Below are 20,025 nucleotides of genomic sequence, written 5' to 3' on the forward strand. Positions count from 1 at the left end.
CTCAGGCCGCCTTGAGCTGATCCGCCATCTCGTGGTTGCGGTCACGGTGGCCGGCCTCGTCGGCGCGGACGGCGATGACCACGTCGCGCAGGCGCGCGGTCTGGGGCAAGTGCCAGTAATCGATGGCGATCTGCGGGGCGGGAACGTTGTCGACCCGTCCCGCTTCGATCTCGGCGAGGTACTGGGTATAGCTGACCACCGCCTCTTCCTCGAGATATCCGACGATCCGGTGCGCAGTACGAGGCGTAAAGAGGTAAAGCCAGAAGTAGGCGTTATAGAAGATCGCCTGGCCGATCATGATGACCAACCGCTCGAAGCGAGACGGTTGCGCCACGTGGATGAAGGTCATCAGGTGCATGCGTTCGTTGTCGGCTTCTTCCAGCAACTCGCGGATCCAGCCCTGATCGTCGCGAATTTGGCGCAACGCCTTCAGGTGCTGAAGCAGCCCGCCGACCATGCCGGGGACAGCCGCGATGGTTTCAAGCACAACCGCGCGGTGGCCGTAACGATGCGAGAAGAAGGCGTCGGCAAAGACGCGCATGAACTTCACGGTGCGAAACGCCACCCGGTCGCCCATTGTAGCGGGCGCGTGGTGCAACGTCAGGTCGGCAATGGAGGAAGCGTCTTTCATGGTGATACTCCGCGTAGAAAGCACGCAAGGAATATAACATAATTCCGACGATTTTCATCAGATTTGCGCTGCGGCGCGATGGCGCAGCGCTGCAGCAGAAAGGCCGCCCGGGCAGGGGCGGCCTTTTTATTGTGGTGGTCGAACGGGTTAGCGGTGGCGGAGGTCGACGTAATCGCGCATCTCGGGCCCGATATACAGCTGGCGCGGGCGGCCGATCTTCTGGTTCTTGTCGGCGATCATCTCTTTCCACTGGCTGATCCAGCCCACGGTCCGGCTGATCGCGAAGATCGGCGTGAACATCGCCGTGGGGAACCCCATCGCTTCCAGGATGATGCCGGAATAGAAATCGACGTTGGGGTAAAGCTTCTTCGAGACGAAGTATTCGTCCTCCAAAGCGATACGCTCCAGTTCCTTGGCAACCTGGAGAAGCGGGTTGTTGTCCACACCCAGCAGACCCAGCACCTCGTCCGCCGATTCCTTCATGACCTTCGCGCGGGGGTCGAAGTTCTTGTAGACCCGGTGCCCGAAGCCCATCAGGCGGAAGCCCGAGGTCTTGTCCTTGGCCTTGGCGATGAACTCGGGGATGCGGTCGACGGTGCCGATTTCCTTCAGCATCTCCAGGCAAGCCTGGTTCGCGCCGCCATGCGCCGGACCCCAAAGGCAGGCGATGCCGGCGGCGATGCAGGCAAACGGGTTTGCGCCCGACGATCCCGCCAGACGCACGGTCGAGGTCGAAGCGTTCTGTTCGTGGTCGGCGTGCAGCATCATGATGCGGTCCATCGCCTTTTCCAGGACCGGATTGACGACGTAATCCTCGGCCGGGACGGCAAAGCACATGTGCAGGAAGTTGCCCGCGTAGCTGAGCGCGTTCTTGGGGTAAACGAAGGGCTGGCCGACCGAATACTTGTAGGCCATCGCGGCGATCGTCGGCAGTTTGGCGATCATGCGGATCGCCGCAACCTCACGCTGCCAGGGATCGTTGATGTCCGTGCTGTCATGGTAGAAGGCGGCCATCGCGCCGACCACACCCACCATCGTCGCCATCGGGTGCGCGTCGCGGCGGAAGCCCCGGAAGAAGTAGTGCATCTGTTCATGCACCATCGTGTGCTTGGTCACCCGGCCGGTGAAGTCGGCCAGCTGCGCCGCGTTCGGCAGTTCACCGTAAAGGAGGAGGTAGCAAACCTCGAGGTGCGTCGACTTTTCGGCGAGCTGTTCAATGGGATAACCACGATACAGAAGCTCGCCCTTGTCGCCGTCGATATAGGTGATGGCGCTTTCGCAGGCGGCGGTCGAGGTGAAGCCCGGGTCATAGGTGAAGACGTCCGCCTCGCCGTAAAGCTTGCGGATGTCCAGCACGTCGGGACCGAGAGTGGGTTTGTGGACGGGAAGGTCGTAGGTGTTCCCGTTCAGCTGAAGCTTGGCGACAGTATCGGACATGGTTCTCCCCGGTCATGGCGGTCGCACCCGGGCAGGGGGGCGGCCGTTGGTATCCTGCACCCCGGACGGGCTGCGTTCAAGGCCGGGGGGCGGGGCTTATGCAGCGGCGTCCGACAGCCTGGCGACGGTTTCTTCCCGACCGATGGTTAGCATCATGTCGTAAACCGAAGGTGTAACAGTTCGGCCGGCAAGGGCCGCGCGGAGGGGTGCTGCAAGCTTGCCGAACCCGATGCCGTTTTCTGCGGCAATCTCGTTCAGGATCGGCTCCAGCACCTCTTTCGTCCAGCTAGCATTTTGCAGGCGCGGCGTCAATGATTTCAGTATACCACGGGATACCGTATCCAGGGCATCTGCCGCCTTCTGGTCGAAAGAGATCGGACGTTCGACCAAAAGAAACTCTGCCTTTTCCATGAGTTCCGGGAATGTCTTCGCAGATTTCTTCAGGAAGCACAAAGCGCTTTGCATCCGTGCACTTTGGCCATCAGTCAGCTCGGGACGTCCGGCAGAGGCAAGGTAGGCCCGCAGTTCATGCAGCAGTGCGGCATCGTCTGCCATCGCCATGTGATGGCCGCAGGTGTTTTCCAGCTTCTTGAAGTCCAGCCGCGCCGGGGCCCGGCCAATTCCGGTCAGGTCGAACATCTTCATCGCCTCGTCCGAGGTGAAGATCTCGGCGTCGCCCTGCGCCCAGCCCAGCCGCGTGAGGTAGTTGCGCATCCCCGCGGCGGGGTAGCCCATCGCCTGGTATTCCTCGACCCCCGTCGCGCCGTGGCGCTTCGACAGCTTCTTGCCGTCCGGCCCGTGAATCAGCGGGATATGCGCCCAGACAGGGACCTGCCAGCTCATCGCGTCGTAGACCATCTGCTGGCGGGCGGCGTTGTTCAGGTGGTCGTCACCCCGGATGACGTGCGTGACGCCCATGTCGTGATCATCGACCACCACGGCCAGCATGTAGACCGGCGTGCCGTCCGACCGCAGGACGATCATGTCGTCCAGCGTCTCGTTCTTGATGGTGACGCGGCCCTGGACCTGGTCCTCGATGATCGTCTCGCCGGTGCGGGGGGCCTTCATGCGGATGGCGAAGGGGGCGTCGGGATGCGTTGCAGGATCGGCGTCGCGCCAGGGGGACAGGAACACCGGATAACGGCCTGCGGCCTCCTCCGCGGTGCGGAAGGCGGCGATTTCATCCTGTGTCGAGAAGCACTTGTAGGCCGTTCCTCGCGCAAGCATCTGGTGCGCGACCTCGGCGTGGCGGTCCTTCCGCGCGAACTGGCTGACCACCTCGCCGTCCCAGTCGAGGCCCAGCCAGGTCAACCCGCGCAGGATCGCCGCCGTCGCCTCGGGGGTCGAGCGTTCGCGGTCGGTGTCCTCGATCCGCAGAAGGAACTTGCCGCCCCGGCCGCGCGCGTAAAGCCAGTTGAACAGCGCCGTCCTGCCGCCGCCGATGTGCAGATACCCGGTGGGCGAGGGCGCGAAGCGGGTGACGACCGGAGAAGCTGGAACGGCGGACATCGGACGTTAACCTTTCGGAAACCATGACGGGCGTAGGATTTCCGCCGGGTTTAGGCAATCGCGGGTTGGGAAACAAGGTGGCCGTCACCAAGGCCCTGATCGCGCCGCTGGAGGCGCTGCAGACGGCGCGGGGGATGCTGTTCCCCTGGATCGCCGTGCTGATCGGTTGCGGCATCGGCATCTGGTTCACCCTGGACCGCGAGCCGGGCGCCGGAAGCTATGCGCTGGCAGCCCTTCTGGTGGCAGGTGGCGTGGCGCTTGCGGTCAAGGCAGAGCTTGCGCGCCCGCTGGGCCTTGCGGTCGCTGCCCTTGCTGCAGGCTGGATCGCCGCCGGGATCCGGGCACATGCGCTGGACGCCCCGATGCTGACCTTCCGCTACTACGGGCCGGTGGAGGGGCGGATCGTCGAGATCGACCGCTCGCAATCGGATGCCCTGCGCCTGACCCTGGACCAGGTCGTTCTTCAGGAGGTCTCGCCCGAGCGCACTCCGGCGCGAGTCCGTGTTTCGCTGCAGGGCGAACAGGAGTGGCTGAAGCCGACACCAGGCCAGGTGGTGATCCTGACCGCCAACCTTGCCGCCCCGGAAGGACCCGTCGAACCCGGCGCCTTCGACTTTCGCCGCATGGCCTTCTTCGACCAGCTGGGGGCCGTGGGCTACACCCGGACACCGGTCCTCTTGCTGGAGGATCCGGCGGATGGAGCGCTGCCGATTGACCGGCTGCGCACCTGGCTGACCCAAGGGATGCTGGCCCATATGGATGGTCAGGCCGGCGCATTTGCCGCCGGGGCGATGACCGGGGACCGCTCTGCCATCACCGAGGACACCGTGCAGGCGCTGCGGGATTCGTCGCTGGCGCATCTGCTGGCGATCTCGGGGATGAACATGGCGTTCCTGACCGGCTTCGTCTTCGCGCTGTTCCGCTATGGGCTGGCGCTGGTGCCCTATGTGGCGCTGCGGGTGAACACCAAGAAGGTCGCCGCGGTGGTCAGCCTGGGGGTCGCGCTGTTCTACCTCCTGCTGTCTGGGGCGAATGTGGCGACGGAGCGGGCATTCATCATGATTTCGGTGATGCTGGGAGCAGTCCTTCTGGACCGCCGCGCTCTGACGCTGCGGTCGGTGGCGGTGGCGGCGATGATCCTGCTTCTGTTCAAGCCGGAAAGCCTGCTGGAGCCTGGCTTTCAGATGTCCTTCGCCGCCACGATCGCGCTCATCGTCGGCTTTGCGGCGCTGGATGGCAGCATCTACCGTGAGCGGGTGCCGCGCTGGCTGATGCCGGTTTTCACGCTGGTCCTGTCCTCGCTGATCGGGGGGCTGTCGACCGCGCCCTATGCGGCGGCGCATTTCAACCGTTTCACCGATTACGGGCTCTTGGCGAACGTGCTGACCGTGCCGGTCATGGGCGCGGTGATCATGCCTGCGGGGGCGGTGGCGGCACTTCTGGCCCCCGTCGGCCTGGCTTGGCTGCCGCTTTGGGTGATGGAGCAGGGTGCGGGCTGGATCCTCTTCGTGGCGCACTGGATTGCCGGGTTGGAGGGAGCGGTCACCCCGATCCCCGCGCCGGGTCCTTGGGTGCTGCCGCTGTTCACGCTGGGGGCGATCTGGCTGACCCTCTGGCGCGGTCGGGTGCAGGCGCTGGGTCTGGTGCCGGTCGCGGTTGCGTTCGGGTTGTGGGCAATGGCGGAGCGGCCGGTGCTGCTGGTGTCGGGGGATGGGCGGCTTCTGGGGCTTGAAGGGCCGGAGGGGCGGGCACTGTCGTCCCCGAAGGACGGTGGCTTTGCGGCCGAGAACTGGTTGCAGAACGACGGCGACCTTGCCGAACAGGCGCAGGCTGCCGAACGACCGGGCTTCGACGGCCCGAAGGGGGAACGCTGGTTCGATCTGGGCGGCCTGAAGGCTGTGGTGCTGACGGGCAAGGGAGCCGCGGCGAAGCTGGTGGATGTCTGCGCCAGCGCCGATCTGGTGATCCTGGCGGCCGAAGTGGAGACAGCCCTGCCAGGTTGCCCGCTGATCGAACAGGCTTTGCTGTCGCAGACCGGGCCGCTTGCCATCTGGATGGAGGGCGGCGGGATGCGGATCGAACAGACAAAAGGGGCGAGCCGGCTTTGGTCGCCCCGTTCCCGTGATGTCGACCTGCCGGACCTGACCGGCAAATCGCTCGCGTCAGCGTCTCAGTAGCTGCGGATCAGACCGACGAGGCGGCCCTGCACCTTGACCAGGTGATCGGGGAACACCCGCGTCTCGTAGGCCGGGTTCGCGGCTTCAAGCGCGATCATGTTGCCCCGGCGCCGGTAACGCTTCAGCGTCGCTTCGTGATCTTCGACCAGAGCGACGACAATGTCACCGTTGTCAGCCGTCGACTGTTCCCGGATCACCACGATGTCGCCGTCGTTGATACCGGCTTCGATCATGGAATCGCCTTTGACTTCAAGGGCGTAGTGCTGACCCTTGCCAGACAGCATCGACCCCGGCACCGCGATGTGGTGCGACACTTCCGAAATGGCTTCGATCGGGACACCGGCCGCGATGCGGCCCATGACCGGCAATTCCATCGCGTCGACGGTCGAGACGGGCATCGCCCCGCGCGGCGGATCGACCTTGTCGCCGGTAATGACCTTGGGGTTGAAACCGGGCCGTTCCATCGCTTCGGGAAGCTTCACGATTTCCAGCGCCCGCGCGCGGTGGGCCAGGCGGCGGATGAAGCCGCGTTCTTCCAGCGCAGTGATCAGACGGTGGATGCCGGACTTGGACCGCAGGTCCAGCGCATCCTTCATCTCGTCGAAGGAGGGCGGCACCCCGTCGCGGTCCATCCGCGTCTTGATGAAGTCCAGAAGTTCCAACTGCTTGCGTGTCAGCACAGGGTCCACTCCCACATCATGCGTTTGCATAATGTTCTGCCCGTGTTCCCGGTTTGTGTCAAGAAATATCCACAGGCCCCTAGATCGGCAGGTAGGGAACCGTGTCTCCGGCGCGACAGGCTGGCGCGTTGGTGGGACGAAGCAGAAGTGCATCGGCCTGGCCCAGGATCGACAGCAGCGCCGAGTCCTGCCGGTCGAAGGGGGCAATTCCCGGCATCCCGTCACCGGGGACAAGCCGCGCCCGCATGTAGTGCGCGCGGGGGCCGTTGACGGGGAGGTCGGTGGTCAGCCGCGCATGGCGCGGCACTGGGGCCGCATCGGGACGGCCGAGAAGGGCGCGGACCATCGGCAACAGGAAAAGATGCCCGCAGACGATGGCGCTGACCGGGTTGCCGGGCAGGCCCAGCATCGGCACGCCGTTCAGTCGCCCCGCCATCAGCGGTTTGCCGGGGCGCAGGGCCAGTTTCCAGAAGCTGTGCTCCAGCCCCGCGACGCGGCCGACAAGGTCGTGGTCCCCGACGGACGCGCCGCCGATCGTGACGATCAGGTCGGCATCGCCGGCAAGGCCGAGGACAGTCGCGAGTTCAGCCTCCGTGTCCCGTGCGATCGGAAGAAGGCGGGCAAGGCCGCCCTCGGCCTCGATCATCGCCTTAAGCGCAAAGCTGTTCGAGGCGATGATCTGGTCGGGGCGGGGGTCTTCGCCCGGCATCACCAACTCGTCCCCCGTGGCGACGATGGCGACCACCGGACGGCGGCTGGCCTGCACCGTCGGAATGTTCATCGCGGCAAGCAGCGCAAGGTCATTGGGCCGCAGGCGGCGCGGGGGAAGGCTGTCTCCGGCGCGGAAATCCTGGCCCTGCGGCCGGATGTGGACGCCCGCGTCCAGGCCGTCCTTCAGGATGATGCGGTCGTCAACCCGGACCACGTCCTCCTGGATGATGATCCGCGTCGCCCCCCGCGGCACCGGAGCCCCGGTGAAGATGCGCACGGTCTGGCCCGGGCCGACCTCGCCGTCGAAGGCATGGCCCGCGCCTGCTTCGCCGATAACGAGGAAGTTGTCGTCCGGTCCGGGATCGCCCTGCACGGCATAGCCGTCCATCGCCGAAGCCGGAAACGGTGGCTGGTCGCGGGTCGCGATGGCCGGGCTGCACATCCAGCGCCCTGCGGCTTCGGCAAGGGCGACAGTCTCGGCCGGAAGCGGCGCGACAAGGGCCAGGCAACGGGCAAGCGCATCTTCGACCGAAATCATCAAAGCGCCTCGTAGCGGCCTGATTTGCCGCCGTCTTTCAGGATCAGGCGTACCCCGTCGATCACCATCGACTTCTCCACGGCCTTGACCATGTCATAAACCGTCAGGGCCGCGACCGAGACGGCGGTCAACGCCTCCATCTCGACCCCGGTCTGGCCCGAAGTCTTCACGGTGGCCTCGATCCGCACGCCGGGAAGTTCCGGGTCGGCGGTCAGGTCCAGCGCGACCTTGGTGATCGGCAGCGGATGGCAAAGCGGGATCAGGTCCGAGGTCTTCTTCGCCGCCATGATTCCCGCCAGCCGCGCGACCGAAAGGACATCGCCCTTCTTCGCCCGGCCTTCGGTGATCAGTTGCAACGTCTCGGCCGTCATGCGGACCGCGCCCACGGCCACCGCAACCCGGTCGGTCACCGGCTTTCCGGAAACGTCGACCATATGGGCCTGCCCCTGGTCGTCGAAATGCGAAAGCCCGGAGGTCACAGCCCGCCCTGCGCGGTCAGCGGTTTCGCCAGGATCGCCCGGGTCGCCGCGGTCACGTCCTCTTGCCGCATCAGGCTTTCGCCGATCAGGAAGCAGCGCGCGCCGTATTGCGCGAGGTCGGCCAGATCGCCGGGGGTGTAAAGCCCGCTTTCCGCGACGATGATCCGGTCGGCCGGAACCATGCGGGCAAGCTTGCGCGTGGTGTCCAGCGTGACCTCGAAAGTGTGGAGATTGCGGTTGTTGATGCCGATCAGCGGCGATTTCAGCAGTGCTGCGCGTTCCAGTTCGGGCTGGTCATGAACCTCGATCAGGACATCCATCCCCAGTTCCATCGCGGCGGCTTCCAGCTCGGCGGCCTGGGTGTCGTCCAGCGACGCCATGATGATCAGGATGCAGTCGGCGTTCAGAGCGCGCGACTGGGTGACCTGCCAGGGGTCGTACAGGAAATCCTTGCGCAGGCAGGGCAGGGCCACGGCAGCGCGCGCTGTCATCAGGTACGCGTCCGCCCCCTGAAAGCTGGGCGCATCGGTCAGGATCGACAGGCAGGTCGCACCCCCGGCCTCGTAGGCCTTGGCCAGCGCCGGAGGGTCGAAGTCGGCGCGGATCAGGCCCTTGGAGGGGCTGGCCTTCTTGATCTCGGCGATGAGGCCGTAGCCGTTCTGCGTCGCGTCCTGAAGTGCGCGGGCAAATCCACGCGGCGGGCTGGCGGATTTGGCGGCGGCTTCCAGGTCGGCCAGGGACGTGGCGGCTTTCGCCTTGGCCACTTCCTCCAGCTTGTAGGCCTTGATGCGGTCGAGGATGGTGGACATGGAGAGCCTTTCAGGCGTTCGTCAGGCGGCGGAGCGCGTCGACCTTTGACCTGGCCGCACCGGAATCGATGGATTCCCTAGCCAACGCAACGCCTTCCGTCAGGGTTCCCGCCTTGTCGGCCACGACAAGGGCGGCCGCCGCGTTGAGAAGGACGGCGTCCCGGTAGGCCCCCGGCGCGCCGTCAAGAAGGGCGCGGAAGGCGGTGGCGTTTTCGGACGGGGTGCCGCCGAGGATCGCTTCGAACGGATGCGGAGCTAGGCCGGCGTCTTCGGGATGGACGGTGAAATCCCGCACCGCGCCGTTTTCGACCGCCGAGACGGAGGTGGACCCGCAGATGGTGATCTCGTCGGTGCCGTCCGAGCCGTGGACGAGCCAGGCTTTCTCGGTCCCGAGGGTGAGCAGGGTTTCCGCCATCGGGCGGATCAGCGCGTCCGAAAAGGCTCCCGTCAACTGGCGTTTCACCCCGGCGGGGTTGGTCAGGGGACCGAGGATGTTGAAGATCGTGCGGGTGCCAAGCTCCGCGCGGACCGGCATGACATGGCGGATCGCGGGGTGGTGCATGGGGGCCATCATGAAGCCGATCCCGGCCTCGGTCAGGCAGCGTTCCACGACCTCGGGGCCGACCATGACATTGAGGCCCATCTCGGTCAGTGCATCGGCTGCGCCGGATTTGGAGGAAAGATTGCGGTTGCCATGCTTGGCCACGGTGACCCCCGCACCGGCCACGACGAAGGCGGTGGCGGTGGAGATGTTGAGCGTGCCCTTGCCGTCGCCCCCGGTGCCGACGATGTCCATCGCGCCCTCGGGGGCTTTGACGGGATTGCACTTCGACCGCATCACCGTGGCGGCGGCGGCGTATTCGTCGACCGTCTCGCCCCGGGTCCGGAGCGCCATCAGGAAGCCGCCCATCTGGGCAGGGGTGCCCTCACCCTCGAACAGCGCGTTGAAGGCGGCTTCGGCCTCGGCGCGGGTCAGGGGGCGGTTGGCGGCGATGCCGATCAGGGGCTTGAGGGTCTCGCTCATGCCGGGACCTTCGCGCGGGCCTCGTCGAGGAAGTTCCGCAGAAGCTGGTGGCCGTGTTCGGAGGCGATCGACTCGGGGTGAAACTGGACGCCCTCGATCAGGTGGTGGCGGTGGCGCAGGCCCATGATGGTGCCGTCTTCCAGCCATGCTGTGATTTCAAGGTCCGCCGGAAGGGTGGCGCGGTCGACGACGAGGGAGTGGTAGCGGGTCGCCTGGAAGGGCGAGGGCAGTCCGCGGAAGACGCCTTTGCCTCCGTGGTGCATGGTGCCCATCTTGCCGTGGACGATCTCGTGGCAGCGGACGACATTGCCCCCGAAAGCCTCCCCGATGGTCTGGTGGCCGAGGCAGACGCCGAGGAGCGGGATGCCGGCGCTGGCGGCGGCCCTGGTCAGGGGCAGGCAGATCCCGGCGGCGGCGGGGTCGCAGGGGCCGGGGGAGAGGACGATCACCTCCGGCTTCATGGCGATCACGTCCTGGACCTGCAGCGCGTCGTTCCGTTTCACGACGACGTCCGCGCCAAGCTCGCCCAGGTAGTGGACGAGGTTGTAGGTGAAGCTGTCGTAGTTGTCGATCAGGAGGAGCATGGCGGCGGACCCCGAAGTGGTTCCGGCTGGTTATCGCCGATGCGGGGGGCGGTGTAAACCGGGGTTGGGGCGGGGCTGCCCGCGCGTGGTGCGGTTTTCCGGGCGTGGGAAATCAAGGGGTTGGGTGCGGGCGTTTACCCGGCGTTCACCTTTGGGCGGCTCCTCGCTTCCTTCGGTCGCTCCTCGTGGGGCGCTGCCGACGAACGACCAGAGGGAGGGAGGAGGCGTCAGTCGTGGCGGACCACGTCGTCTGCGCCGAGGTAGCCGCCGGTTTCCACCGCGATCAGGGTCACGGGCAGGCGCCCGGGGTTGCCCAGCCGATGCGGCTGGCCGAGGGGGATGTGGACGGCTTCGCCTTCGCCAACCAGACGCGCGCGGATGTCCAGGGTGATCTCGGCGGTGCCTTCGACGACGACCCAGTGTTCGGAACGGTGAAGATGGGATTGCAGCGACGTGGCCTCCCCCGGGGAGAGGCGCAAAACGCGGACCCGAAAGCGGGTGCCCTCGGCAAGGACGGGGGCCGCAACCGGTTGGGCCGCTGCAAAAGCCATCCCGGCCTCGGCAAAACCTGCGGGGTGCGATCCGTCCATGATCTTTTTCTCCTGTCCCATGCGGCCAGTGAGGGGGGCAAATGGTTACCGGGGCGTTAACGCTGTCGGGCCATTTCGGGGCATTTCGGGGGCGGCTCGTCCCTGGTCGCGGCGGGGACGGCTGACAGATTGAGCGCCTTGCGGCGCGAAGACCATTTGTCTCGCGATCTTGCGTGAAGGACGCAAGATCACTCGGCCGTGCGCGCCGCGCGGGGATATTTGGAGCCAGGTGAAAGGGCTTGGTGTTGCCCCTGCCGCTCAGGTCCAGTCCAGCACGACCTTGCCCGAAAGGCCGGACCGCATCGCGGCAAAGCCGTCCTGGAAATCATCCACCTTGAAGCGGTGCGTGATGACGCGGCGGATGTTGAGTCCGTTTTCCAGCATGGCGATCATCTTGTACCAGGTCTCGAAGATCTCTCGGCCGTAGACGCCCTTGATGGTGATGGCCTTGAAGACGATGCGGCTCCAGTCGACCGGGGATTTGCCCGGCGGGATGCCGAGCATGGCGATGCGGCCGCCCATGACCATGTGCTCGACCATCTGGTCGAGGGCCTGTTGGGAGCCGGACATCTCCATCCCCACGTCGAAGCCTTGGCTCATCTTGAGGCTGGGGTAGACCGAGCGGAGGTCGGTGGTGGCGACGTTTACCGGGACCACGTCGGCGACCTGCGCGGCAAGGTCGAGGCGGGCCTGGTTGATGTCGGTGATGACGACGTGGCGCGCGCCGACGTGCCGCGCGACGGCGGCGGCCATGATGCCGATGGGACCGGCGCCGGTGATGAGGACATCCTCGCCGATCAGGTCGAAGCTGAGCGCGGTGTGGACGGCGTTGCCGAGGGGATCGAGGATCGCGCCGATCTCGTCGTCGATCGCGTCGGGCAGGGGGACGACGTTGAAGGCGGGCAGGCGCAGGTATTGCGCGAAGGCACCCGGTTCGTTGACGCCGATGCCGCGGGTTTCGGGGTCGAGGTGGAACTTGCCCGAGCGGCTTTGGCGGCTGGTCTTGCCGATCAGGTGCCCTTCGCCCGAGCAGCGCTGGCCGATGTCGAGACCTTCGACGTTGCGGCCCTTGTCGACGATGATGCCCGCAAATTCGTGGCCAGTGACAAGAGGGACCGGGACCGTGCGCTGCGCCCAGTCGTCCCAGTTCCAGATGTGGATGTCGGTGCCGCAGATGCCGGTCTTGTGGATCTTGATCAGCACGTCGTCGGGACCGATTTCGGGGACCGGGCGGGTTTCCATCCAGAGGCCGGGTTCGGGTTTCGCTTTCACGAGGGTCTTCATCTGGTTGGTCATTTGAGGACTCCCGTGACGTGTCCGGCCTTGGAGAAGGCGTCGAGGGCGAAGTCGAGGTCGGCTTGGATGAGGGCGGCGTTCATCTGGGTGCGGATGCGCGCCTGGCCTTTGGGGACGACCGGGAAGAAGAAGGGGGCGACGTGGACGCCACGAGTGTTCAGATCGGCGGCCATAGCTTGCGCGAGTTTGGCGTCACCCAGCATGACGGGAATGATCGGGTGCGCGCCGGGCAGGAGGGTGAAGCCTGCTTCGGTGAGGCCCTTGCGCCAGTATTCCGCGTTCTGGGCAAGTTTTGCGCGGAGATCGTCGGCGGCCTCCACGATGTCGAGGGCGGCGAGGGCGGCCCCGACGACGGCGGGGGGAAGAGCATTGGAGAAAAGGTAGGGCCGGGCGCGCTGGCGGAGAAGGTCGATCACGGGCTGCGGGCCGGCGATGTAGCCGCCGAGCGCGCCGCCGAGGGCCTTGCCGAGGGTGCCGGTGAGGATCTCTACGGTGACGCCGGCGCGGGCCGGGGTGCCTGCGCCCCTGGGACCGGTGAAACCGGTGGCGTGGCAGTCGTCGACCATGACCATCGCGCCGTATTGGTCGGCGAGGGCGCGGATGGCGGGGAGGTTGGCGTAGTAGCCGTCCATCGAGAAGACGCCGTCGGTGGCGATCAGGATGAAGCGGGCGCCGTCGGCTTTGGCGGCTTTCAGCTGGGCTTCAAGGTCCACCATGTCGCTGTTGGCATAGCGGTAGCGTTTCGCCTTGCACAGGCGGATGCCGTCGATGATCGAGGCGTGGTTCAGCGCGTCGGAGATGACGGCGTCTTCGGGGCCGAGAAGGGGTTCGAAGAGGCCGCCGTTGGCGTCGAAGCAGGCGGCGAAAAGGATGCTGTCGTCGTGGCCGAGGTATTGGGCGAGGCGAGTCTCAAGTCGGCGGTGCAGGTCTTGCGTGCCGCAGATGAAGCGGACCGAGGCCATGCCGAAGCCGTGGTCGTCCATCGCCTGTTTGGCGGCGGCGATCAGGCGGGGGTCGTCCGCAAGGCCGAGGTAGTTGTTGGCGCAGAGGTTCAGCATTTCGCGACCGGCCATCTGCACATGGGCGCCTTGCGCGCTGGTGATGAGGCGTTCGCGTTTCATCAGGCCGTCGGCCTCGATCCCTTGAAGCGTCGCGGTGATGTGGTCGAGGAAGGCCGTAGTTTCCGTCATGGCAGAACCCTTTCCGGTTTGGCGGAAATTCGCAGATCAGCGGCGGTGTGTCAACTTGACGGAGGGGTTCCGCCATGTTGGAAGTCAGCTGTCCTGGACGATCAGGATGGCGCGGGCGGCGCCGTCGGCGGCGATCTGGTGCGGGCGGTCGGCGGGGTAGCGCGCGACGTCTCCCGGTTGAAGGTGGTCGGTGGCGTCTCCGCTGGTGACGGCGAGGCGGCCTTCGAGGACCGTCAGATGCTCGCGGCAGCCGGGGGAGTGGGGGTCGGAGGTGAGATTGGCGCCGGGGGCGAAGGCCAGTTCGTAGACTTCGTGCCGGCCGACGGATTCAGGGGCGGAGAGGATGCGGATGGTGACGCCGGCGCGCTGGATCACCGGGGCGGCGGCGGCGCGGGTGACGGCGATGCCGGGGGCGGGGCGGCCTTCCAGAAGGCCGGCGAAGTCAAGCTGGAGGGCTTGGGTCAGCGCCCAGAGCGTGGCGACGGTGGGGGAGGATTCGCCGCGCTCGATCTGGCTGACCATGGACCGGGAGACGCCGGAGAGCTTGGCGGCGGCGTCGAGGCTGAGGCCCCGGGCTTTGCGCGCAGTGCGGAGCGAGGCGGCGAGGCGGTCGTGGATGTCGGAGCGGTCGGCCATGCGGGCATGGTGGCGGGGAAGGTGCGGGGCGTCAATCTTCGGGGTTCGCGCGTCGTTCGACTTCATGGCGCCTCGCTGGAAGCCGAAGGCGCAGGAGGAGCGGTTCGTCAGGTGCCGCAGAAGGTGACGTAGGGACCAAAGCCGGTGGGGGCGGGGAGCATGTAGGGCTCGGATTCGGTGTAGGGCCGCTGGATGGCGGACAGGAGGGCGTGGAAGGGCGCCATGTTGGCGTCGGTGGCGGCGGTCAGGGCGGCCTCGACGTTGTGATTGCGGGGGATGACCGCGGGGTTCACCGCGGCAAGGCGCTGGGCTGCGCCTTCGCCAGCGCGGGCACGCCAGCGGGGGAGCCATGCTTCCATTTTCGTGAAGTCGTCGAAGAGGGGGCGGAGGGCTGCTTCGTCGGCGAGGCGGCGGAAGGTCAGGGTCCAGTCGGCGCCTTCCATTGCGGTCATGAGGTCATCGGCCAGCGCCGCGTCGCCCTCGTCTTCGCCAAGAAGGCCGAGCTTGCGGCGCATGACGGTCAGCCATTCCGTGCGGTAGTGTCCGGCGATGCCGACGAGACGGTCGTTGGCAATCTCGATGGCTTTTTCCCGCGACGCATCAAGCAGCGGGATCAGCGTTTCGGCCAGACGCGCCAGGTTCCAGCCCAGAATCAGCGGCTGGTTGGCATAGGCATAGCGGCCCTGGTGGTCGATGGAGGAAAACACGGTGCCGGGCGCATAGGTTTCCATGAAGGCGCAGGGACCGTAGTCGATGGTTTCGCCCGAGATGGCCATGTTGTCGGTGTTCATCACACCGTGGATGAAGCCAAGGCCCATCCATTCGGCGATGAGCCGCGCCTGCCGGGCGATCACCGCGTCCAGAAGGGCGACGTAGGGGTTCGCGGCCTTGGCAAGGTCGGGATAGTGCCGGGCGATGGCGTAATCGGCGAGCGCCCTGACCTGGGCCTCTTCGCCCCGGGCGGCGAAGAACTGGAACGTGCCGACGCGGAGGTGACTGGCTGCGACACGGGCCAGGACCGCCCCGGGCAGCTTCGTCTCGCGCCAGACCTCTTCCCCCGTGGCCACCACGGCCAGCGACCGGGTGGTGGGGACGCCCGCGGCGGCCATGAATTCGGAGATCAGATATTCGCGCAGCATCGGGCCGATGGCAGCCTTGCCGTCGCCGCCGCGCGAAAACGGGGTGCGGCCGGAGCCCTTGAGCTGGATGTCGAAGCGGCGGCCATCGGGAGTGAGGATCTCGCCCAGAAGATGCGCGCGGCCGTCCCCCAACTGGGGCGAGAAGCCACCGAACTGGTGCCCGGCATAGGCCTGGGCGATCGGCTCGGCCCCCGGGGGAACCTGCGCGCCCGAGAACCAGTCCCGCGCCTCGTCGTCGGAGAGGGCGAGGTTCAACTCGGCGGCAAGGGGCCGGTTCAGAACCAGAAGCCGCGGGGCAGGGGCCGGGTCAGGGGCTGCGCGCAGATAGGTGCCGGGCAGGTCGCGCGCATAGCTGTGGTCGAAGGCGATGGTCATCGGTGTATTTCCAGGCGCGGGATTCCTAGGTCACAGATAGGCCGGATGACCGGGGGCGCAAGCGGCGTATCTGAGTTCCGCACGGAACGCGGCGGAAAACCCGCACCATGACCACCCGCCACGCGAACGCGATCCGGCTGTCCTTGTTTCCGGATCGGCGAACCGTCGGGCTTCAGGGGATGACCGAAGCGGTCCGGCCCAAAGCGAGAAACCAGGTGTGAAAGGTGGAAGTGGTCGGGGCGGAGGGATTCGAACTCTCGACCTACGGTACCCAAAACCGTCGCGCTACCAGGCTGCGCTACGCCCCGACTGTCGCCCCTTTACCCGGTGCGAACGGGAATGAAAAGCCTTAGCCGTCGCAAGACCACGCAGCAGTTTCGGACGGGATTGCGGGGTGGCGCAAGACGGTGCCGGGGCCGATCCCCAGCTTCGAGGCCAGCCCGGCGTTGATCTCCAGCACGAATTGCACGCCTTCGCCGCCGTCGATGGGCGTCAGGTCGCCCGGGACGGCCCCGGAATGCACGCGGGTGACGGTCCCCGAGGCGTCGGCAAACACCATGTCCAGCGGAATCAGGGTGTTCTTCATCCAGAAGCTGACCCGACGGGGCATCTCGTAGACGAAAAGCATGCCCGAAGCGGGCGCAAGCTCGGTCCGGAACATAAGCCCCTGCGCCCGCTCTTCGCCGTCGTCGGCCACTTCGACGGCAAAGCTTTCCTTGCCGCCTTCCCAGCGCAGGTCCAGCCGACCCGGCGCACAGGCGGCTTGCGCCCAGGCCGAACCCGGCAGAACCGCAGCAAGGACAAGCGCGCGCAGCATGTTCAGCCCTTCTCTCTCGCGGCGGCTTCCCAGGACACGACCTGGATGGCCATCCGGCCCCGCTTGCCTTCGATGATGCGCAAAGCCACGCCTTCGCCGGCCTGAAGGTCGGCAAAGCCCGAAACGCGCAGCACCTCGGCGTGGATGAACACATCCTCGGGCTTGCCGAAGACGTTGGCAAAGCCGAAGCCCTTGCCCTTGTCGAACCACTTCACCCGCGCAGCCTCGAGCGGCAGCGCAAGAATGTCTGCGCTGACCATCTCGGCCGCATCGTCGCCGAAGGGCACGACAATGCCTTCCGGTGGATCGATACGAACCACTTCCACGGCTTGCACACCGCGCTGCGTCTTTTGAACGCGGACTTCTATGCCCGCACCATCTGCTACTGACCCCTGCCCGAAGTTCCGAAGAACGTTCGCGTGCAGGAGAATATCTGCATCCGTCTGGTCTGACACGATGAAACCAAAACCCTTGGAAGGATCAAACCACTTAACGCGACCATGCACGATCTGCATGACCTCATCTTCTTCCGACATTTACAGAGCCTTCTCCCCAGAATGAGCCCTAAGGGGCACAGATGGTGCGAAAGTTAACCGGGGATCAAGGGCAAATGTGCCGGTTCGTTGCATAAAATCTGACAAGTGCCGGAATCCTAGGGATTCAATCTTGTGACCTTCCAATCGTCGGAATGCGTGGGACGATCCCAGCGAAACCGGTCGTGCAGCCGGAAAGGGCCGTCGGCCCAGAATTCGATCTCGACCGGCCGGATCCGGAATCCGCCCCAGAACGGTGGGCGCGGCGGATTCGTCCCCTTGGTCAGCGCGTGCTTGGCCGCTTCGGCCATCAGCGCCTCCCGCGAGGAGAGGGGTTGCGACTGCTGGCTGGCCCAGGCGCCGATGCGGGACTTGAGGCTGCGGCTGGTATAGTATTCGTCCGCCTTCGGCCCTTCCTCGCGGGTGACGGTGCCCCGCACGCGGATCTGGCGGCGCAGGGACTTCCAGTGCAGCACGAAGGCCGCCTTGCCCGCTGCATCGATCTCTTGGCCCTTTTTCGAGGTGTAGTTCGTGTAGAAGACGAAGGCGTCCGCCTCGATCTCTTTCAGCAGGACCATGCGGACATTCGGCAGTCCGTCGTCGTCCACCGTGGCCAGCGCGATGGCATTCGGGTCGTTCGGCTCGGAGGCTTCGGCCTCGGTCAGCCAGGCCTGGGCCAAGGCAAAGGGGTCGCTGCCCGCGAATATGCCCGTACGGTCCATGTGAGACTCCTTCCATGGCGGTGAGGACCTGCCTTGAAGGGCGGCCCCGCTTCGCCTACACGTCATTGCCAATGAAAAGGTGGGCGAGGGGTGAGGAATGTCAACTGGACTTATGCAGGGCAAGCGCGGCCTGATCATGGGGCTGGCGAACGACAAGTCCATCGCATGGGGCATCGCCCAGGCCGTGGCGGCCCAGGGGGCGACGCTGGCGTTCAGTTACCAGGGCGAGGCGCTGAAGAAGCGGGTCGAGCCCTTGGCGGCAAGTCTGGGCAAGCCGATGCTGTTCGAATGCGACGTCGCCAGTGACGACAGCATCGATGCGCTGTTCACCGGACTGAAGGCGGAATGGGGGCAGATCGACTTTCTGGTCCACGCCATCGGGTTTGCCGACAAGAACGAATTGCGCGGCCGCTACGTGGATACCTCGCGCGCCGGGTTTGCGCTGGCGATGGACATCTCGGTCTATTCCTTCACCGCCGTCTGCCAGCGGGCGGCGGCGATGATGGGGCCGGGGGGAAGCCTGCTGACCCTGACCTACTTCGGCGCGGAAAAGGTCATGCCGCATTACAACGTGATGGGCGTGGCGAAGGCCGGGCTTGAGGCTTCGGTGAAGTACCTGGCCGAGGATCTGGGCAAGGACGGCATCCGCGTCAACGCGATCTCGGCCGGCCCGATCAAGACGCTGGCCGCCAGCGGGATCGGCGATTTCCGCTACATCATGCGTTGGAATGAACTCAACTCGCCCCTGCGCCGCAACGTGACCCAGGAAGAGGTGGGCAAGGCCGCGCTTTACCTTCTGTCAGACCTTGGCAGCGGCACGACGGGCGAGAACCTGCACGTCGACGCGGGCTACCATGTGGTCGGCATGAAGGCGATCGACGCGCCGGACATCGACATCGTCACCGGCAAGAAAGAGGGCGGCCAGTGAGCCGCGCCCGCGCATGAGCCTGGCGGCCTTCCTGGCCTTTGCCGGGCTGGTCCTGTTCGCCGTGGTCTCTCCCGGTCCCGCCGTCCTGATGTCGGCCCGCACGGGCTTGAGCGAGGGCTTCCGCACCGGCGTCATGCTGGCGCTGGGCATCGCTTCGGGGGCGGTCTTCTGGGCGCTGGCGGCGATGTTCGGATTGCACCTGATCTTCGACGCGGCGCCATCGCTGCTTTGGGCGCTGAAGATCGGCGGGGCGGCCTACCTTCTGTGGATGGCCTGGCACCTCTGGAGCGATGCGAAAACGCCTTTCATCGCCGAGGACGCGCGCCCGGTCCCACGGTCGCCCTTCGCGGCTTACCGGCTTGGCCTGTGGACCAATCTGTCGAACCCCAAGGCCGTGGTGATCTATTCCTCGATCTTCCTTGGCACCATCCGTCCGGAAACGCCGACCTGGATCCTGATCACCCTGATCCTGATGATCCTGGTGATGGAGACCGCCTGGAACAGCCTTGTCGCCCGCATCTTCTCGCTGGAGCGGACGCGGTCGACCTATATCAGCCTGAAAACCGTGATCGACCGCTGCTTCGGCGCTGCGCTTGCGCTGCTCGGCGTCAAGATCGTCGCCACCTGAGGAGACACCCATGTCCGCCGAACGCCTGCCGCATGAAAAAGGGTTTCACGTCAGCTGGGACCAGATCCACCGCGACGCGCGTGCGCTGGCCTGGCGGCTGGACGGCAAGGGACCGGGCGAGGGCGGGACCTGGAAAGCGGTCGTCGGGATCACGCGCGGCGGTCTGGTTCCGGCGATGATCGTTAGCCGGGAGCTGGACATCCGCGTCGTCGACTCCATTTCAGTGAAATCCTACCACTCGGGCGGCGGCAAGGCTGACCAGCGGCGCGAAGCCCAGGTCATCAAGGCCCCGCAGGCCGAGATCATGGGCGACGGGACGGGCGTGCTGATCGTCGACGACCTGGTGGACAGCGGCCGGACGCTGGAACTGATCCGCAGCCTGTATCCCAAGGCGCATTTCGCTTGCGTCTATGCCAAGCCCGAGGGCGAAAAGCAGGCCGATACCTACATCACCAGTGTCAGCCAGGACACCTGGATCTTCTTTCCCTGGGACATGGCGCTGCAATATGTCCAGCCGATGCGCGGGGCTGACTGACCGCTCCTCGTCGCATTCCATGCGCTCGTCGCCGGGCGCTATCACGACGAGAAGCGA

21 protein-coding genes and 1 tRNA gene are annotated in these 20,025 nt (G+C 66.0%); 4 read left to right on the plus strand and 18 right to left on the minus strand.

Going from position 1 to position 20,025, the window contains the following annotated elements; genetic code table 11:
- Position 1: 1 nt before the first annotated feature.
- The 3 genes from Q0C42_RS14630 to gltX form a co-directional block, all read right to left on the minus strand.
- Complete coding sequence (locus tag Q0C42_RS14630) at positions 2-631, minus strand: alternative oxidase (RefSeq protein ID WP_295077318.1); 630 nt, start codon at positions 629-631, stop codon at positions 2-4.
- A 147-nt stretch (positions 632-778) separates the two neighbouring features.
- Positions 779-2,068, minus strand: a complete 1,290-nt coding sequence (locus Q0C42_RS14635; protein ID WP_295077320.1) for a citrate synthase — start codon at positions 2,066-2,068, stop codon at positions 779-781.
- Between the two features lie 96 nt (positions 2,069-2,164).
- On the minus strand, positions 2,165-3,577 hold the full coding sequence (gltX, locus tag Q0C42_RS14640; RefSeq protein WP_295077323.1) for a glutamate--tRNA ligase: 1,413 nt from the start codon (positions 3,575-3,577) through the stop codon (positions 2,165-2,167).
- A gap of 77 nt (positions 3,578-3,654) precedes the next feature.
- Here gltX and Q0C42_RS14645 point away from each other — a divergent pair, with 77 nt between their 5' ends.
- Positions 3,655-5,754: a ComEC/Rec2 family competence protein gene (locus tag Q0C42_RS14645; protein WP_295077326.1), complete on the plus strand. Its 2,100-nt coding sequence runs from the start codon at positions 3,655-3,657 to the stop codon at positions 5,752-5,754.
- On the opposite strand, the gene lexA is transcribed toward Q0C42_RS14645, so the two are convergent.
- The 15 genes from lexA to pdxH all read right to left on the minus strand — a co-directional run bounded on the left by lexA (position 5,748) and on the right by pdxH (position 17,877).
- Entirely contained in the window at positions 5,748-6,434 is a 687-nt protein-coding gene (gene lexA, locus Q0C42_RS14650) for a transcriptional repressor LexA (protein ID WP_295077777.1), read from the minus strand. The two genes, Q0C42_RS14645 and lexA, sit on opposite strands and share 7 nt — an antisense overlap.
- Positions 6,435-6,513: 79 nt before the next feature.
- Positions 6,514-7,683: a molybdopterin molybdotransferase MoeA gene (locus tag Q0C42_RS14655; protein ID WP_295077329.1), complete on the minus strand. Its 1,170-nt coding sequence runs from the start codon at positions 7,681-7,683 to the stop codon at positions 6,514-6,516.
- A complete protein-coding gene (gene moaC, locus Q0C42_RS14660) occupies positions 7,683-8,162 on the minus strand; it encodes a cyclic pyranopterin monophosphate synthase MoaC (protein ID WP_295077331.1) in 480 nt (159 codons plus the stop codon). The genes Q0C42_RS14655 and moaC overlap by 1 nt, the downstream gene beginning before the upstream one ends.
- Positions 8,159-8,971 (minus strand): indole-3-glycerol phosphate synthase TrpC, encoded by an 813-nt coding sequence (trpC, locus tag Q0C42_RS14665; protein WP_295077333.1) that lies wholly within the window; start codon positions 8,969-8,971, stop codon positions 8,159-8,161. Before trpC ends, moaC begins: the two co-directional genes overlap by 4 nt.
- Positions 8,972-8,981: 10 nt before the next feature.
- The gene (trpD, locus tag Q0C42_RS14670; protein ID WP_295077335.1) at positions 8,982-9,995 is read right to left on the minus strand and encodes an anthranilate phosphoribosyltransferase; all 1,014 of its coding nucleotides are present in this window, start codon (positions 9,993-9,995) and stop codon (positions 8,982-8,984) included.
- Positions 9,992-10,579, minus strand: coding sequence for an aminodeoxychorismate/anthranilate synthase component II (locus Q0C42_RS14675; protein WP_295077337.1), 588 nt, complete (start codon positions 10,577-10,579; stop codon positions 9,992-9,994). The genes trpD and Q0C42_RS14675 overlap by 4 nt, the downstream gene beginning before the upstream one ends.
- Before the next feature lie 227 nt (positions 10,580-10,806).
- The gene (locus Q0C42_RS14680) at positions 10,807-11,190 is read right to left on the minus strand and encodes a phosphomannose isomerase type II C-terminal cupin domain (RefSeq protein ID WP_295077339.1); all 384 of its coding nucleotides are present in this window, start codon (positions 11,188-11,190) and stop codon (positions 10,807-10,809) included.
- Between the two features lie 237 nt (positions 11,191-11,427).
- Positions 11,428-12,453 carry an L-threonine 3-dehydrogenase gene (gene tdh, locus Q0C42_RS14685; RefSeq protein WP_295077780.1) on the minus strand — a complete coding sequence of 342 codons (1,026 nt, stop codon included), beginning with the start codon at positions 12,451-12,453 and terminating at the stop codon, positions 11,428-11,430.
- Positions 12,454-12,461: 8 nt separating this feature from the next.
- Positions 12,462-13,655: a glycine C-acetyltransferase gene (locus tag Q0C42_RS14690; protein ID WP_295077341.1), complete on the minus strand. Its 1,194-nt coding sequence runs from the start codon at positions 13,653-13,655 to the stop codon at positions 12,462-12,464.
- Between the two features lie 84 nt (positions 13,656-13,739).
- Positions 13,740-14,291: a helix-turn-helix domain-containing protein gene (locus tag Q0C42_RS14695; RefSeq protein WP_295077343.1), complete on the minus strand. Its 552-nt coding sequence runs from the start codon at positions 14,289-14,291 to the stop codon at positions 13,740-13,742.
- A 107-nt stretch (positions 14,292-14,398) separates the two neighbouring features.
- Positions 14,399-15,805 carry a YdiU family protein gene (locus Q0C42_RS14700; RefSeq protein ID WP_295077345.1) on the minus strand — a complete coding sequence of 469 codons (1,407 nt, stop codon included), beginning with the start codon at positions 15,803-15,805 and terminating at the stop codon, positions 14,399-14,401.
- 231 nt (positions 15,806-16,036) lie between these two features.
- Positions 16,037-16,113: transfer RNA gene (locus Q0C42_RS14705), tRNA-Pro, on the minus strand.
- A 41-nt stretch (positions 16,114-16,154) separates the two neighbouring features.
- A complete protein-coding gene (locus Q0C42_RS14710; RefSeq protein ID WP_295077347.1) occupies positions 16,155-16,622 on the minus strand; it encodes a DUF192 domain-containing protein in 468 nt (155 codons plus the stop codon).
- 2 nt (positions 16,623-16,624) lie between these two features.
- On the minus strand, positions 16,625-17,158 hold the full coding sequence (locus tag Q0C42_RS14715) for a cold-shock protein (RefSeq protein WP_295077350.1): 534 nt from the start codon (positions 17,156-17,158) through the stop codon (positions 16,625-16,627).
- Positions 17,159-17,274: 116 nt separating this feature from the next.
- Positions 17,275-17,877: a pyridoxamine 5'-phosphate oxidase gene (pdxH, locus tag Q0C42_RS14720; RefSeq protein ID WP_295077352.1), complete on the minus strand. Its 603-nt coding sequence runs from the start codon at positions 17,875-17,877 to the stop codon at positions 17,275-17,277.
- A gap of 97 nt (positions 17,878-17,974) precedes the next feature.
- On the opposite strand from pdxH, the gene fabI reads away from it, so the two are divergent.
- From fabI to gpt, 3 genes are read left to right on the plus strand one after another with little or no spacing between them, the layout of a single operon-like run.
- A complete protein-coding gene (gene fabI / locus Q0C42_RS14725; RefSeq protein ID WP_295077355.1) occupies positions 17,975-18,805 on the plus strand; it encodes an enoyl-ACP reductase FabI in 831 nt (276 codons plus the stop codon).
- 13 nt (positions 18,806-18,818) lie between these two features.
- Complete coding sequence (locus Q0C42_RS14730) at positions 18,819-19,433, plus strand: LysE family transporter (protein ID WP_295077358.1); 615 nt, start codon at positions 18,819-18,821, stop codon at positions 19,431-19,433.
- 10 nt (positions 19,434-19,443) lie between these two features.
- Entirely contained in the window at positions 19,444-19,968 is a 525-nt protein-coding gene (gpt, locus tag Q0C42_RS14735; protein WP_295077361.1) for a xanthine phosphoribosyltransferase, read from the plus strand.
- Positions 19,969-20,025: the final 57 nt, after the last annotated feature.

The organism is Tabrizicola sp. (assembly GCF_022842145.1).
GTDB lineage: Bacteria > Pseudomonadota > Alphaproteobacteria > Rhodobacterales > Rhodobacteraceae > Tabrizicola.